General features: G+C 37.2%; 14 protein-coding genes and 1 pseudogene. 4 read left to right on the top strand and 11 right to left on the bottom strand.

Annotation, left to right across the window (positions count from 1 at the left end):
• Positions 1–110 (top strand): annotated as a pseudogene (locus tag ACVRZ8_RS08910) (IS30 family transposase); the annotation flags it as partial.
• A gap of 207 nt (positions 111–317) precedes the next feature.
• Here the strand turns inward: ACVRZ8_RS08910 and ACVRZ8_RS08905 are convergent.
• The 4 genes from ACVRZ8_RS08905 to ACVRZ8_RS08890 all read right to left on the bottom strand — a co-directional run bounded on the left by ACVRZ8_RS08905 (position 318) and on the right by ACVRZ8_RS08890 (position 4,585).
• Entirely contained in the window at positions 318–1,229 is a 912-nt protein-coding gene (locus ACVRZ8_RS08905; RefSeq protein WP_447448973.1) for a helix-turn-helix domain-containing protein, read from the bottom strand.
• Between the two features lie 236 nt (positions 1,230–1,465).
• Positions 1,466–1,864, bottom strand: coding sequence for a transcriptional regulator Spx (spx, locus tag ACVRZ8_RS08900; RefSeq protein ID WP_447448972.1), 399 nt, complete (start codon positions 1,862–1,864; stop codon positions 1,466–1,468).
• A gap of 275 nt (positions 1,865–2,139) precedes the next feature.
• On the bottom strand, positions 2,140–3,276 hold the full coding sequence (gene recA, locus ACVRZ8_RS08895) for a recombinase RecA (protein ID WP_447448971.1): 1,137 nt from the start codon (positions 3,274–3,276) through the stop codon (positions 2,140–2,142).
• Between the two features lie 49 nt (positions 3,277–3,325).
• On the bottom strand, positions 3,326–4,585 hold the full coding sequence (locus tag ACVRZ8_RS08890) for a competence/damage-inducible protein A (protein ID WP_447448970.1): 1,260 nt from the start codon (positions 4,583–4,585) through the stop codon (positions 3,326–3,328).
• Positions 4,586–4,828: 243 nt separating this feature from the next.
• Here ACVRZ8_RS08890 and ACVRZ8_RS08885 point away from each other — a divergent pair, with 243 nt between their 5' ends.
• The 3 genes from ACVRZ8_RS08885 to ACVRZ8_RS08875 all read left to right on the top strand — a co-directional run bounded on the left by ACVRZ8_RS08885 (position 4,829) and on the right by ACVRZ8_RS08875 (position 7,352).
• On the top strand, positions 4,829–5,437 hold the full coding sequence (locus tag ACVRZ8_RS08885; protein WP_447448969.1) for a hypothetical protein: 609 nt from the start codon (positions 4,829–4,831) through the stop codon (positions 5,435–5,437).
• A gap of 195 nt (positions 5,438–5,632) precedes the next feature.
• Positions 5,633–6,409, top strand: coding sequence for an LPXTG cell wall anchor domain-containing protein (locus ACVRZ8_RS08880; protein WP_447448968.1), 777 nt, complete (start codon positions 5,633–5,635; stop codon positions 6,407–6,409).
• 316 nt (positions 6,410–6,725) lie between these two features.
• Complete coding sequence (locus ACVRZ8_RS08875; RefSeq protein ID WP_447448967.1) at positions 6,726–7,352, top strand: hypothetical protein; 627 nt, start codon at positions 6,726–6,728, stop codon at positions 7,350–7,352.
• A 55-nt stretch (positions 7,353–7,407) separates the two neighbouring features.
• Here the strand turns inward: ACVRZ8_RS08875 and ACVRZ8_RS08870 are convergent, their stop codons facing one another.
• From ACVRZ8_RS08870 to argR, 7 genes are all read right to left on the bottom strand, one after another.
• Positions 7,408–7,782 (bottom strand): hypothetical protein, encoded by a 375-nt coding sequence (locus ACVRZ8_RS08870; protein ID WP_447448966.1) that lies wholly within the window; start codon positions 7,780–7,782, stop codon positions 7,408–7,410.
• Positions 7,783–7,926: 144 nt separating this feature from the next.
• Positions 7,927–8,481, bottom strand: coding sequence for a DNA-3-methyladenine glycosylase I (locus ACVRZ8_RS08865; RefSeq protein ID WP_447448976.1), 555 nt, complete (start codon positions 8,479–8,481; stop codon positions 7,927–7,929).
• Positions 8,482–8,595: 114 nt separating this feature from the next.
• Positions 8,596–9,186 (bottom strand): Holliday junction branch migration protein RuvA, encoded by a 591-nt coding sequence (gene ruvA / locus ACVRZ8_RS08860; RefSeq protein ID WP_447448965.1) that lies wholly within the window; start codon positions 9,184–9,186, stop codon positions 8,596–8,598.
• 593 nt (positions 9,187–9,779) lie between these two features.
• Positions 9,780–11,723 (bottom strand): DNA mismatch repair endonuclease MutL, encoded by a 1,944-nt coding sequence (gene mutL / locus ACVRZ8_RS08855; RefSeq protein ID WP_447448964.1) that lies wholly within the window; start codon positions 11,721–11,723, stop codon positions 9,780–9,782.
• 72 nt (positions 11,724–11,795) lie between these two features.
• A complete protein-coding gene (gene mutS / locus ACVRZ8_RS08850) occupies positions 11,796–14,369 on the bottom strand; it encodes a DNA mismatch repair protein MutS (RefSeq protein WP_447448963.1) in 2,574 nt (857 codons plus the stop codon).
• Entirely contained in the window at positions 14,362–14,721 is a 360-nt protein-coding gene (locus tag ACVRZ8_RS08845; RefSeq protein ID WP_447448962.1) for a YlbF family regulator, read from the bottom strand. Before ACVRZ8_RS08845 ends, mutS begins: the two co-directional genes overlap by 8 nt.
• Positions 14,721–15,146, bottom strand: coding sequence for an arginine repressor (gene argR / locus ACVRZ8_RS08840; protein ID WP_447448961.1), 426 nt, complete (start codon positions 15,144–15,146; stop codon positions 14,721–14,723). The genes ACVRZ8_RS08845 and argR overlap by 1 nt, the downstream gene beginning before the upstream one ends.
• Positions 15,147–15,157 lie beyond the last annotated feature (11 nt).

Raw genomic sequence — 15,157 nt, 5'->3', positions numbered from 1 at the left:
CTCAAAATGCGACCAGCTCTTTGGTCGCATTCATTGAAAATTGGATGAACAACTATCCCAAGAAACTACTTGGTTACAAATCTCCCAGAGAGTTTTTACAAAGTGGCTAACTTCAACTTGAAATTTGCCGTATTATATTCAAATAGCTAATATTTATTTAAAAAGTGTACAGCAATCACTGTACACTTTATATAAAAATTATCGGTTGTACCACCAAAATAATCCACTTAAAAAGATCATGACTAACTCCTTTCACTTATCTTTTTCATACTATTATTGTAACGGCAATAAAGATAAATGAACAGGACATCAATGTCCTATTTTAAATTTTTTTGATCATTTTCCCACTCTCGTTCCAATTGTTGGATTAGAAATTGGTCATTTAAAAGTGAAGCAAATTGAATTGACGATTGATGAAAATGTTTTGCTTTATCTTCTCTTTTTTTCAGTAAAAAATACTTCCAATAAAGCATATCAACGATAGGCTTACGCTGAAAATCCTGTGTTTTGACAAGTATATCTTCCAAAGCACTTAAATTTTGTTTAATTTTATCCAATTCCCTCCATTCAATAAGCATACCCAGATTGCCTAGAAGGATTTCTCTAACTAGAAAGAGATTATCAACATCAATAGATTGTACTTGACTTAATAAATTGTCAAAAAGTTTATCATGTTCTACTTTATTAAAAATCAAATCATTATACTTAGAGACCTGAACAGATACTAAGTATAAATCAATAATGACTAGATCGTTGGTTGAATAAAGCTCTCTATTTTTAACTTGCTCAAAATATTCTTGAAGTATGTCTGTGGCTAATTCTGCATCTTCCATTTTGACAACTTTCATAGAATAATCTAAACAATCAATAATCAGAGCTTCATCTTCGGGTAAACGTTCATAGAAAACATTATAAATCTCAGTTAATGCGGCTTCTTTTTCTTTCAATTTTATCGGATTACCATTAGAACGTACCTTTAATAAAAAATGTTTTAATTCTTTATATCTGATTGGCAATTCATAATTTTCTCCATCAGTCAAAGTAGCCACTGATACCTTTAACTGGTCGGCAATAAAATAGACTTTAGCCAAATTAGGAATAGAAGCATCATTCTCAATTCGTCCCAGCTGACGAATGGATAATTCACTTTCATCTCCGCAAAAGTCTTGTTGCGAAATATTCTTTTCCTTCCGCAAACGCTGTACACGCTGACCAAAACTTTCTTTCACTTACAAACTCCTATGATTAATTTTTAAAAAAATTATATCACAAGTCGTTTTTTCTTTCAATATTATTTATTAGCATTTGATTATAAAATCTGAAAACAAATAAAAAACCCTTGCCTACATGAATTCACATAGACAAGGGGTGTGAAAGCTTATCTTTTCAACTATTAACCAAACTGTCTCTAAAAAGTACAGTTATCTTCGTAAATCATCCTGTTATTAATTTACGTTATAGCGGATTATAGAGCAGCCCGAAGACGAGCCTGAGAATTTTCAACATTACGAATTGAACGTGGCAAAAATGCACGAATATCATCTTCTTTATAGCCAACCTGTAGACGTTTATCATCAATCAAAATCGGACTCTTAAGAATACGCGGATTTTCTTGAATTAAGTCAATTACTTCGCTAACACTAAGTTCATCAATATCACAATTAAGAGCTTTTGCATAACGATTTTTTGATGAAACAATACTTTCAACGCCATTTTCTGTTTTAGAAAGAATAGCTAAAATTTCCTCTTTTGTTAATGGTTCTTTTCCAAGATTTTGTTCTTTATAAGGAAGCTGATGATTATTCAGCCATGTTTTTGCTTTTTTACAGCTTGTACAGCTTGAAATTGTATAAATTTTAATCATGTCAAATCTCTCTTTCTGTCACATGATACTAGTATCTTAACACAAAGACCTCAACTAGAAAATAGGTCTTGCGACCTATTTTAATCAGATAACCTAAAAAGATACTGAAACCGCGTCTATCAAAAGTCTTTATAACAATCAGATTAAAACTCTGCAACCTTTTCCCTACAAAAAACTTATCGCTCGAAAAAGAAATAAAAAGTTAAAATCAATCCCATCACAGAAAATCTATAACTTAATACACTTTTACTTGAATGTTTAATAAATCTTCAAGATTAATCTTCAATTTCTATAGTAGTATCAAGGTCAAGAACCAGATCATCTGCCTCATCTTCATGTTCTTCTGCCGGCACATCACTTGAGTCAGCCTCAACTAAGCCAAACTTAACTCGCACTTTATGATCAATTTCATCAAATATTTCTGGATTATCTGCTAAGAATCTCTTAGCATTTTCAGAACCCTGCCCAATTTTCTCATTATTGTAAGAATACCAAGCTCCAGCTTTTTGAATAATACCCAAATCCGTTGCAATCTTAACAAGTTCACCAGTTTTGGAAATACCTTCACCATACATAATTTCTACAAAAGCTTCTTTAAAAGGCGGAGCCACCTTATTTTTCACCACTTTAATTTTGGTTTCTTTACCAACATTTTGGTCTTTCTGATCACCAGTACCTTTGATTTGAGTGTTACCACGAACATCAAGACGAACAGAAGAGTAAAACTTAAGTGCTCTGCCACCTGGTGTAGTTTCCGGATTACCAAACATAATTCCTACTTTTTCACGCAACTGATTGATAAAAATAGCTATCGTTTTTGTTTTATTAATAGAAGCAGATAGCTTACGCATGGCTTGACTCATCATACGAGCCTGAAGACCAACATGGCTGTCACCAATATCACCATCAATTTCTGCTCGCGGAACAAGGGCTGCAACCGAATCAATAACAACCAAATCAACCGCACCCGAATCAATTAGTTTACCGGCTATTTCTAAACCTTGTTCGCCCGAATCCGGTTGTGACAAAAGAAGCTCATCAATATTCACACCAAGTGCAGCAGCATAAGCAGGATCAAGTGCATGCTCTGCATCAATGAAGGCAGCAATCCCGCCTTCTTTTTGCGCTTGTGCTACAGCATGAAGTGCGACAGTTGTTTTACCCGAGGATTCCGGACCGTAAATTTCAACAATTCGTCCCTTAGGATAACCACCCGCTCCAAGAGCAATATCCAATGCCAGACTTCCAGAACTCATTACTTGAACTTTTTGCTCGGCACGTTCACCTAAACGCATAACCGCACCCTTACCAAAGTCTTTTTCGATATTTTTTAAAGCATCATCAAGTGCTTTACGACGTTCATCACCAAATTTCTTTGTGATTTCTTCTGTTTTTTTTACTTTTTTAGCCACTAATTTTCCTCTTCTTTCCTAGAGATAATTCATATCATTATAGCAATTTTTATTGTTTTATTAAAGCTTTACGTACCAAATTAAAGGCATGTAGAGTGCTGATATAGCGAACGTCTGAACGACTGCGTCTGCCTATATTGACTTTAATGGAAGAAACTTCTCCTCCAAAGGCGATACCAATGAAAACTGTTCCTGCTGGATGTCCCTCAAGACTGTCTGGACCAGCTACACCTGTTAAAGAAATAGCGATGTCAGTTCCTGTTTTTTCTTTCGCGCCTTTTGCCATAGCCTGTGCTGTAAAATCACTGACAACACCATGTTTTTGCAAATCGGACAAAGGAATCCCCAACATTTTAGATTTTTCTTCAATACTGTAAGTTACAAATCCACCATTAAAAACTGCTGAAGAACCGGAAAAATCAGCAATACTTGACTGAAATAACCCTGCGGTTAAACTTTCAGCTGCTGTGATTGTCTTACCGTATTTTTTTAATAAGCCAAAAGTTTCACGCGCCAAGCTATTAGTTTCACCGTAGCCATAGAGTAATTCTGATAAGAATTGGCCATTTAATGTTTGAATTGATAAAATCCTATTTTCTAAAGCATTAAGTTTTGTGTCAGCCTCCTCTTTTGTATTTGCTTTTGTAGATAAACGCAGGGTCACTTCACCAATTTTAGCATAAGGTGCTATGGTCGGATCCGTCTGCTGATCAATCAATTCGGACAAAACAGTTGCTAACTGGCTCTCACCTATTCCAAAGAAACGCAACACACGAGAGTAAAGCTTAGTTTGATTGTTAACTAAAAGCGGCACCAATTCTTCATTAACCATCGGTTTAAGCTCACTTGGAGGCCCAGGTAAAACAACATATGTTACTTTATTTACCGTAAGAATGCCGCCTACTGCAAGCCCTGTTCTGTTTTGCAGAGGTATTGAACCTTCCACCACTTGTGCCTGACGTTCGTTATTTGGTGTGCGAGCATATTGAGGACGTAAAGCAAAGAAATCATCAAGTTTTCGACTGGCCAAATCATCAAAAATCAGACTCCTATTCAGAAATTTAGCTAAGGTTTGTTTAGTTAAATCATCCTCTGTCGGCCCAAGACCGCCACAAAGAATAACTAAATCACTGCGCTTACTGGCCAAGTCAATAACAGACAAAAGGCGCCCCTCATTATCACCAACAGCTGTTTGAAAATACACATCAATACCGAGTTCAGCTAATTTTTCAGACAAAAATTGAGCGTTGGTATTAATGATTTGACCCGTTAGGATTTCGGTTCCAACAGTAATGAGTTCAGCTTTCATTTGATTCACCTATCTTATTATTCGTAATTTTTTCAAACAATACTTTAAAATTTTGTTTGTTTATAAACTAACAAAAAATAGACCTTTTGTCAACTCTCTCATTAATAAATATATTATCAAAAAGGTCTCTTCTCTTTAGGTTAACTGGAAAAACATTTTATTTTTTTACTCCCAAAAATACTAACTTAATTTGACACCATATAGAGAACTGATAAAATATAGGTATGGGGATGGGGATACAATATGATTAAAGTAAGCACATTAACGTTTAACGATATTATTAATCGTTTGGACGAAATTATTTTAAGGTACAACATAACAAACGAATCTGTGTTAAAACTTATTAAGTTGATGCAGAAAGAATATTACAACTCTCTCTACTCCCTCTTGTCCATGGAGGGATTGAAAATACAAAAAAGTGTAGAATATACGTTTAGATTAATATTAAAAGACTGCGGTATAACTGCACAAATTACTGACGAAGTATTGCTGTGCTACTATAGACTACACTACTTTGAAGTGCTTATTTTACGACAAAAATATATGTCACGCATGAAAATAATTGAGGAATTAAAAAAATCAATGACTCTTATGGATTTTGCTCAATTATCATTAACACCAGGTTTTGTTTCGATGAATATAGAGACAAATGTGGACACAATGTTAGAAGTAACAAAAATGATGAATCAAGGAGCCACGGTCGAACAGATTGAAAAAGAGGTTGGAGTCGTATATGATTATATTCCAACACGTGTTAGCTCATGGTTAGAATTGTGCGGAGTACGATCGAAAAGACGAGATAAAAATTTGTATGATATCAAAACAGGAAATATTATTATATTTAAAAATTAAAACCTAAATCATTATTTCAAATCCAAAATAAATGTTAATTCAGATAATATTTCTTTAAAGCAAAACCCTCAATATAGACAATTAATATCTACGATAGCATCAAAATAATTCTGTCAAATACTCTATGTTCCTTCCTTCTCAAACTTTTTTTTATAATGTAGGTTAAAAGTAATTTAAAAAGGAAGGTTATTAAGTATGAAGAAAAAAGTAATTTTACGTTGCAGTGCTGCTTTAACAGCTATAGCAATTGGATTAACATCAATTTCCATATTCGCCGATGAGCCTACACCTGACTCTGGTACTCCGCAAGTACCTACATCAAGCAGCAGTGTTAGCACATCTAGCGCCAGTGTTAGCAGTAGTCCATCAACAACGGTCGGTGGAGATGATGCTATTCCCTCTACCAGCTCTTCAATAGTTCCCTCTTCAACAACAACTCCTTCATCATCAAGTGTGCCTGAAAGCTCTTCTTCTGCCATAAACGATGGAACCAATCCAATTAATTCTAGCAGTGGCTCTTCTTCTAGTACATCTGCTTCTTCAACGTCGGCTTCCTCAACTTCTGCCTCTTCAAATCAATCTAACGGTGGATCATCTTCTTCATCTAGTTCTGACCCAAGTTCAACTAAATCAACGTCATCAACATCAAATGCTGAAGCAAATACAGCAAACAACGGAGAGAATAATGCACCTTCAGTTCCAATCGCTGGTAATCAAACTATTATTGGAACCCGTAGTGGGGGGCAAGTTGTCGTTCAAAAGTCTGATGGCTCTACTCAAACTGTCCCTGCAGAATCAGTTGGATTTTCAGTTAATAAAGATGGTTCTATGACTGGAACAGATGCATCAGGACAAACTGTTACTCTTCCAAGTACTGGGGAAGAATCTACAGTATCGGCTTATGTGACTCTTATAGGAACTTTTTCAGTAGCAGTGGCAGCTTTCTTCGGATTCAAGAAAAAAACCAATTAATTTAAATTTAGCAGTAACTATGTAAATAATTAGTTAAAGAATTGAGGTTTGTGTAAACAGATCTCAATCTTTTTAGTTCTGCTTCAAGGGTTTTATGATTAGCTAAACCAGTAATCACTCCTATATGCTAAGATACTCTTTTTAGGAGAACAACACTAGTGAATTATTACTAAACCTAGTTAGGTTAAATATTTAGAGGATTTGGGTTTATTTTGCTGTCTTTGAAATCCATGAACAATTTCTAAATTCTTTTCAAGAAGACCTACTGCTATATTTCAGGATTGCAGTGTCCCTATTTTTTTGGTATAGTTACCTTATGGAAAAAGAACAATATAAGGTTATAAAATTGACAAAAGCGATGCTAAAAGAACAATTTAGCAAGCTTGTTACAGGAGTGGATTATCAATCAGAAGATGTTAGGGATGTACTAGCTCTTTTACAGCAAGGGGAGCTTTCCATTGAAAGCATTGTATCTGAAAACGGAATACCTGCCCATGGACGGGATCGAGGAGGACTTAGAGATTGGATTGCCAAAAATTCTAATCTAACTCATGAACAGATAAATGATTTATTAGTCATTTATTACAGAATTCATTACTATGAATTTTTCAAAACATTTCAACATACTACATTTAAAGTATCAAAGCTGATTCCTTTAAAAAAAGAAATAAAAGCAGTGTCATTTATGCAGTTATTTCCGACCCCTACTAAATTACTAAAATATTATTTTAGAGATCCAGACACTATGGTTGCTATCTTTGAATCTTTGAAACAGAACCCTGAGATTAGCATGTGGGAGCTGGAACGCCAAACATCAACTTTTTTTGAATTGACTAATGATGATTTTGGGTACTGGGTACTATGTGCTAATCTAAGAAAAAATGTTAAAAAGGGATTGCTCTGTGAGCGTAATTGCTCCGAAATTGAATACGAATTTCTCTAATTAAGTAAAAAAAACTCCTATTTGAAGCCCAAAACTAGCTTCAAATAGGAGTTTTTTATACGTCCTCATTAGGATAAGGAACGCCAACCCATATATAACGGCAATTATCCCGTACAGATAACTGTTCAGATAAAATATCCCCTATCCTTTGAGCTTCGTTCTCATCAGACACAAATAAATGTATTAACCCATCATTCTGCGGATCTAATGTTTCAAAATCTATCTCTGATATTTCTAGTTCAAACTCGGTTTCTATCTCTTCTTCATCTGTGATAGGTTTAAAACATAAGATATAGCCTTGTTCCTCAGAGGTTTCCATATTTGTATTATCAACCGTTTGATAACTATTCACCAGCTCATCCATATTAACTAATGAATCCGCTGTTTGAGACTGATTCTCTTTTTTAAACTTATTAAATAGGTTTATCATAATTGTTCTCTCCTTTTTTGTATTGGTATTTTATAATATTAGACCAGATAGTAAAAAGTTAGTTTATACTGTACATTATAATACCTTAATTTAGAGTTCATATTAGGGTATTATACTTTAAAGTTTTATAAGTTGACTCGGCTTTTATTTAAATTCACAACCCACTTCATGATCATTAACTAATCCCGCTGCCTGCAAAAAAGAGTAAACACACACCGGTCCAACAAATTTAAACCCTTGCTTTTTAAGTTCTTTAGAAATCTTTTCGGAAAGAAGTGTCTTGGCAGGTACTTCCTTATAATTGATAACAGGGTTGTCAATTGTCTGATTAGCTACAAAAGACCAAATATAATGATCAAAAGAACCGTAGTTATCTTGAATTTTAAGAAAAGCTTGTGCATTGGTGCGAGTTGCAAAAAGCTTAGCTCGATTGCGAATAATATCTGGATTCTGTAAAAGGTCCTCCAACTGCGCATCTGTCATAGCAGCAACTTTAGAAATCTCATAATTGCAGAAAGCAGTCTTAAAGGCAGCCCTCTTGTTCAGCACAGTCTCCCAAGAAAGGCCTGCTTGATAAGATTCTAAGCAGAGCAATTCAAATAAGGCACGATCATCATGGAGTGCCTTACCCCATTCTCTGTCATGATAAGAAACATATAAAGGGTTGGTCATTTTAACCCAGCCACAGCGTGCTGTCATAGTCATTCCTTTCTTATATCAGATCAGAAAATAAAATAATATTTGAAACCAATAAATCGCAGTATATGCTTATTATCACATTATTACTTGCTTTTATAGTGATGTTCACAGTACTTATTTCATCAGCATTTTCAATGCTTGTTTAACGTACTGCTCTGCGGTCTCATTTGTACCCTCAAAGAAAGCTTTAATTTTCTTAAGCTCTGCAGCTTTATAACCTAGTGCTTGAAGAGCTTCCATAGCTTCATCTAATTGTTCGTTTTCTGCTGTTTTTATTTTAACCGCTTTGCTATTTTCTGCAGAGACTTCTACAAATTTACCAGCTAAATCCAAAATCATTTGCTGAGCCGTTTTCTTACCAATCTTTGGAAACTTCGTCAGATACTTAATATCGCTATTGTCAATAGCAGCTACCAGCCCATCATTATCATCCACAGCAACAATAGCAAGTGCAGTAGTGGGGCCAATCCCTGAAACCGAAATAAGTTGGAGAAAGACTGTCTTTTCAGTCTCATTATGAAAACCAAATAAAAGGTTAGCATCTTCACGAACTACTTGGTGCAAATATATTTGCAGCTCCTGATTCATTTGTTGGGAGAAACTGTAAGGATTGGCTACATTAATGATATAACCGATACCGGCAGCTTCTACTACAATATATTTGGCAGTAATCTTAGTAAGTATTCCTTTGATGTAATCGTACATGATAAATTCCTTTGCAACAATATCCTTTTCATTATATCAAAAAATCCGCCTTTTTAGACGGATTTAAAATTAGGTAATGGTAAACAGCAAAATGTCAAAAAATTTTCAAACAATACGGAATAATAGTCTGCCATAAATGATCGGTCTTATGCTTGACATCCCCTAAAAAGAGCTAAACTAAAACATGCTGCATCTGTTTATCTTGTGACCTCATTACTAATTATTTGGTCAATGCAAGCATAGGAATCACAATATTGCTGCTGATAGTGACCCAAAATCCCAATAAAACAGCAGATTTTCTCCATAGGCGCTACCGTTTTCATTGCCATCTTTAAACCAAGCAGCTCGTCAAATGATAGCTGGTAATATAGTGCAAGTTTTACCAAACTCACACTGTCTGGCAGTACCTGTCCCTCTTCCCAATTCAGAATAGTTTACCTAGAAACATCAAGCGCATTCACCAAAGCTTCCTGTGTGTCCTATCTTTTTGTTCGTTCTTGTTTGATAATTCCTCCAAGATTGTCATGTTGACTTCCTCAGTTTACGGCAGATTGACGGACGGTATTCCCTAGACAAATCCTTTAACATAATGGTTAATACTTCCCTAATTCTCGCAAACTTGTGTGGTTTTCCTGGATACGTCGGAACATCTTTTCCATATCACCGTTGGTAAAATGCACTAAGACCGGACGGCCGTGCGGACAATTATAAGGATTCTTACATTGAGACAGCTGGACGAGTAAATTTTGCGCAGAATAGTCATCTAGGGCATGATTAGCCTTGATGGAGCGTTTGCAACTCATCATAATGGCCAGCTCTGCACGATATTTCTTAATTGACACTTCGTTGGTCAAAAGCAGCATATCACACATTTCATAAATACCAGACTCTATTTCTTCTTCTTTCATCCAGATAGGATGTTCACGAAGAATAAAGGTATTGTCCCCATAGGGTTCAAGACAAATACCAACCTGATTAAGTAAAGGCATTTTTTCCTGAAGATTAAGAAAATCTGATGGCGAAAATTCAAAAAGATAAGGGACTAATAACTGCTGCAGAGAATCATTGACCTCCCCAATATTTTCACGATAATATTCATACTTGACACGTTCTTGTGCGGCATGCTGGTCAATGATATAAAGGCCTTCTCTAGCCTGTGCAAAAAGGTAAGTCCCATGCATCTGTCCGAAATAATCTAACTCCGGAAAAATTGACGTTTCCTCTTTTTCCAAACGATCAATTAAACGATTAACTTTAGCCTTATTTTGAAAATCCACGTGATCGTGTTCTAGCTGATTTTCCTGATTTATGGCGTGACGCTGAGCATATCTGACAGAACTGCTTGAAGATGGCTGTTGGATATCTTGAGATTCAGACGTTTGAGGCGGCATCGGATTCTCAGCTAGCCCATCGTTTTTAATAAAGAAATCCCCACGTTCCTTGTCATAATAAAGGCCGGTTTGCTTCAAAGGCAAACTAGTCTGCTCTGGTTTCTGAGCTCCCCTAGTGCTGGATTTTGCCAAATTTTCCAAGGCATCTGGCACCAAATCCTGTTCTTTTAGACTTTGGGCAATGGCGGAGCTAATCAATCGCATTAACTCTTTTTCTTTAGAAATACGAACTTCCTGTTTGGTTGGATGAACATTGACATCAGCAAGGTAAGGATCAATCTGAATATCAATCACAGCAATCGGAAAACGTCCTACCATCAGTTTGGAGCCATAACCATCCAAAATAGCACGATTGAGCAGGAAATTTTTGATGTAACGCCCATTAATCAAAAGGGTAATGTAATTACGATTGGCTCGTGTTAATTCAGGCAAACTAACATAGCCTGATACTTCAAAATCAAGATCTACAGCTGAAATTTCCACCATTTTCTTAGCCGTGTTAATACCATAAATACCAGCAATAGCCTGACGCAAATCACCTGTTCCGCTTGTTTTAACCAATTCACGGCCATCATTTGCTAAAGCAAAAGCGATTTGGGGATGTGCTAAACTAAGGCGATTAACCACATCAATAATATGAGCCAGCTCTGCCTGCAAACTCTTCATATATTTTAGACGGGCAGGCGTATTGTAAAAAAGATTTTCTACAATAACCTTGGTACCTCTGGGAGCTGCAAAGTCGTCTTGTTCTTCAATTACGCCGCCTTTTGAAATCAACTTAGTACCGCTTTTTTCATCAGCCGAAGCCGTTATAATAGTCATCTGACTGATTGAAGCGATAGAGGGCAAAGCCTCTCCTCGAAAACCTAAAGTCCGAATCCGAAAGAGGTCTCCCTGCTGTTTTATCTTACTGGTAGCGTGACGCCGCAGACTCATAGCTGCATCACTGCTGGTCATCCCTTCACCATTATCAATCACAGCAATGGATTTAAGACCTGACTCTTCAATTTCAACAGTGATTTGATTAGCACCAGCATCAATGGCATTCTCAATCAATTCTTTGACGACACTGGCAGGTCGTTCAATAACTTCACCGGCTGCAATTTGATTAGCCAAAACTTCTGGTAATTCAACAATTTTCGACATAGTTTCCTCACTTTACTTGGCTTTTATTATAACATAAAAGGCCTGAGTTATCGGAAGCTCAGGCTAGGCTTGCTAAAGCATTTTTTTTAGTTCAAAAAGCGTATTCATAGCCTCCATAGGTGTCAAATTCATGACATCTACGGCAGATAAGGCTGCTAACACTTCCTTATGTTCCTTTTCTTCTCCGAAAAGGCTGAGTTGCCGCCCCTGAGATTCTGCCTGAAGAGCTTCATTTCTTTGATTTGATTGAAGCGGTTCTTGCGCTACATCTAACTGGACGGTATTGGTTTCTAAATGAGATAATATCGTATCTGCTCTTCTCAAGACATTCTCAGGCATTCCAGCAATTCTAGCAACATGAATGCCATAAGATTTATCAGCCGCTCCATCTGCAATTTTATGAAGGAAGGTTACCTGACCGCCTTTCTCCAAAGTAGCCACATGAACATTGACAAGTTTTGTCAATTTAGTTGACAGAGTTGTCAACTCATGATAATGGGTAGCAAACATGGTCTTTGCTCCCACATGATTGTGGATAAACTCAATTATAGCCTGCGCCAAAGCCATACCATCATAAGTTGCCGTCCCACGACCCAATTCATCAAATAAAATCAAAGAATGCTCTGTTGCCCGCTGAATGGCTTGATTTGCTTCCATCATCTCAACCATAAAAGTTGACTGACCCGAAATGAGGTCATCAGCTGCCCCAATACGAGTATAGATAGCATCAAACACAGGCAGGCTTGCGCTATTGGCTGGAACATAAGAACCGAGCTGTGCCATGACTGTAATGAGCGCCAATTGACGCATATAGGTTGATTTACCAGACATATTTGGCCCTGTGATAAGCTGAATGGAGGTTTCTTCATCAAAGTGAATACTGTTTGGAATGTATTCTTGCGTTCCCATAACCTTTTCAACAACCGCATGACGTCCTTGATCAATTGCAATCGTTTGATGATGATTGAAACTTGGACGTACATAGTGGCTGGTTTCTGCAACAACAGCTAAACTTTGGAGAACATCAACTGTTGCAAGAGCTTTTGCCAAGTTTTGCAGCCGATCAATGTAAGATTCTACCCGCTCACGGATTCGTATAAAAATATCATACTCAAGGGTTGAAGACTGCTCTCGTGCTTCCAGCAGCTCTCCTTCAATTTTAGCTAATTCAGCAGTTCCAAAACGTTCAGAATTTTTCAGGGTAGCCTTTCGGAAAAAATGCTCTGGAACTAAGCTAAGATTAGAATTTGTCACATGAAAATAATAGCCGTCCTTACGATTATAATCAATTTTAAGCGTGTTAATGCCAGAAGCCTGACGCTCTTTAACTTCTATGTCGGCAATCCAAGATGTACCCTCTTTCATCACTGTTCGATACTTGTCTAAGGTCTCGTCAAATCCTGTCTTAATGATTCCGCCTTCCGTGATGGTTGCTGGAGCCTCTGGATCAATAGCCGTTCGAATTAAATTTTCCAACTCAGGCAAAGTGTCAAGTTGGTTGACAATACTGTCAAGCGCAGCATTCTCAAAAGACTCTAAAACCGCTTTAATAACAGGCACCTGAGCGAGTGTTTGGCCAAGCTGCAAAAGGTCTTTAGGGTTAGCCTTGCCAAAGGAGACACGGCTGGCTAATCGCTCAATATCGTAAACCCCTTTAAGACTTTCTGTCAAGTCACTGCGTTCAAAAAAATTATCCAAAAAAACTTGTACAATATTCTGACGAGATTCAATAACAGCTTGATTTATCAGCGGCCTGTCAATCCACGTTCGCAATAAACGCATGCCCATAGCTGTCTTCGTCTCATCCAGCAGCCAAAAAAGCGAGCCATGCTTTTTACCTGTACGAGCATTCTCCAATAAATCCAGACTAACTTTAGTTGCATAGCTCATCTGCAAGTAATCCTTGATTTCGTAATGCTTAGCTTTTTGTAAATGTCTGAGTTCCCGCATTTGGGTCTTGTGAATGTAAGACAACAGCTTACCTGATGCAGCGTATTCTAAATCCGTCAGACCGTTATCTAAAAGATCATCCTCAGCTTGATAGATTTCTGTTTCCGCTGATAGTACCAAATTAAGCTGTCGAACAAGAATTTCTTCTTCGTCTTTAGCCAGAGGATAACCTACAACAACCTCTCGTGCTTTTAAGTTTTGAATTTCACTGCAGACACTGGCAAAATCAGGCAGTTCTGTCGCAAAGAACTCTCCCGTAGATAAATCCATATATGACAGTCCAAACTGCTCCTGCTGACAATCTATGGCTACTAAAAAATTATTGGCATTATCAGGCTTTGAACTATCTACAGCCGTCCCGGGGGTAATGACCTGAACAACCTCTCTTTTAACAACTCCAACTGCCCGCTTGGGATCTTCCATTTGCTCAGCGATAGCAACTTTATAGCCCATATCAACTAAAACATCAATATAGGATTGAGCAGAGTGATAAGGCACTCCTGCCATAGGAATAGGATTATCTGCATTTTTATTACGGCTGGTTAGACTAATTTCTAAAATTTGCGCCGCTTTAATGGCATCTTCATAAAAAAGTTCGTAAAAATCACCCATTCTGAAAAGCAAAAAAGCATCTGAATAGTCTTTTTTGATGTCCAGATATTGCTGCATTCCTGGTGAAATTTTTTCCTTAGTCATGGCGTAATTCCTCGTTTATCTTTGCCTCAAGTGTCTTCGTCACATATTGCAATAAATCACTGGCATCCTGCATTTTATTTCGATAATCCTGAACAATCGGCATTTGATCCAATTCTTCCTGAATGAGACCTGCCTTTTGATCTGAGTCTTCATAAGCTTGGGCTTTCTCAATTTTTTGAAATAGCACAGCTTCTTGCTGATAGGCTTTCATTTGGCGAGCTAGATCTCTAAGAAAAGGTATCTTTTGTATATCAGCCTCTGCCGCCTGATAAGCAAGGACTGTTTCATTGGCTTTGAGCAATCCCAATAATTCATCTAAGGATTCCTGAAAAACCTGCTCTGCCTGCTCCATTAACCCAACTCACTTTCCAGTTTGGCAGCCACCTGCTCATCTTTACAAATAACCAAAAGAGTATCAGCACCAGCGATTGTCCCCAGAATCTCAGGATTATCATCATGATCAATCAAATTAGCCAGAACATCTGCCTCACCAAGATCCGTATGCAAAATCAGCATAAACTGTGCACGCGCAACCTTTTTGACGTAATCAAAAACTGCAGGATCTAAGGTGGTCATGACAGCTTCCGACAAACTGTAGTAAAGCCTGCCTTCCTCATCACGAAGCTTCAAAAGCCCAATCTCACGCAAATCACGGGATAAGGTTGCCTGAGTGACGGAAATCCCCGCTTCTTCAAGACGCTGTTTAATCTCTTCTTGGGTACTGATTTTATCGGCAGCAATCATTTGTTTGATAACAGCTTGACGGTCTCTTTTCATTTCAAAATCCT

The sequence above is a fragment of the Streptococcus dentiloxodontae genome (genome assembly GCF_053206925.1).
Note: the sequence above shows the minus strand (reverse complement) of the source record. Positions and strands in the feature narration are given on the sequence as shown.

Coding starts and splice junctions, on each gene's coding strand:
- spx (WP_447448972.1), bottom strand. CDS start 1,864: ATGATTAAAATTTATACAATTTCAAGCTGTACAAGCTGTAAAAAAGCA.
- ACVRZ8_RS08890 (WP_447448970.1), bottom strand. CDS start 4,585: ATGAAAGCTGAACTCATTACTGTTGGAACCGAAATCCTAACGGGTCAA.
- ACVRZ8_RS08885 (WP_447448969.1), top strand. CDS start 4,829: ATGATTAAAGTAAGCACATTAACGTTTAACGATATTATTAATCGTTTG.
- ACVRZ8_RS08880 (WP_447448968.1), top strand. CDS start 5,633: ATGAAGAAAAAAGTAATTTTACGTTGCAGTGCTGCTTTAACAGCTATA.
- ACVRZ8_RS08875 (WP_447448967.1), top strand. CDS start 6,726: ATGGAAAAAGAACAATATAAGGTTATAAAATTGACAAAAGCGATGCTA.
- ACVRZ8_RS08870 (WP_447448966.1), bottom strand. CDS start 7,782: ATGATAAACCTATTTAATAAGTTTAAAAAAGAGAATCAGTCTCAAACA.
- ACVRZ8_RS08865 (WP_447448976.1), bottom strand. CDS start 8,481: ATGACAGCACGCTGTGGCTGGGTTAAAATGACCAACCCTTTATATGTT.
- ruvA (WP_447448965.1), bottom strand. CDS start 9,186: ATGTACGATTACATCAAAGGAATACTTACTAAGATTACTGCCAAATAT.
- mutL (WP_447448964.1), bottom strand. CDS start 11,723: ATGTCGAAAATTGTTGAATTACCAGAAGTTTTGGCTAATCAAATTGCA.
- mutS (WP_447448963.1), bottom strand. CDS start 14,369: ATGACTAAGGAAAAAATTTCACCAGGAATGCAGCAATATCTGGACATC.
- ACVRZ8_RS08845 (WP_447448962.1), bottom strand. CDS start 14,721: ATGGAGCAGGCAGAGCAGGTTTTTCAGGAATCCTTAGATGAATTATTG.
- argR (WP_447448961.1), bottom strand. CDS start 15,146: ATGAAAAGAGACCGTCAAGCTGTTATCAAACAAATGATTGCTGCCGAT.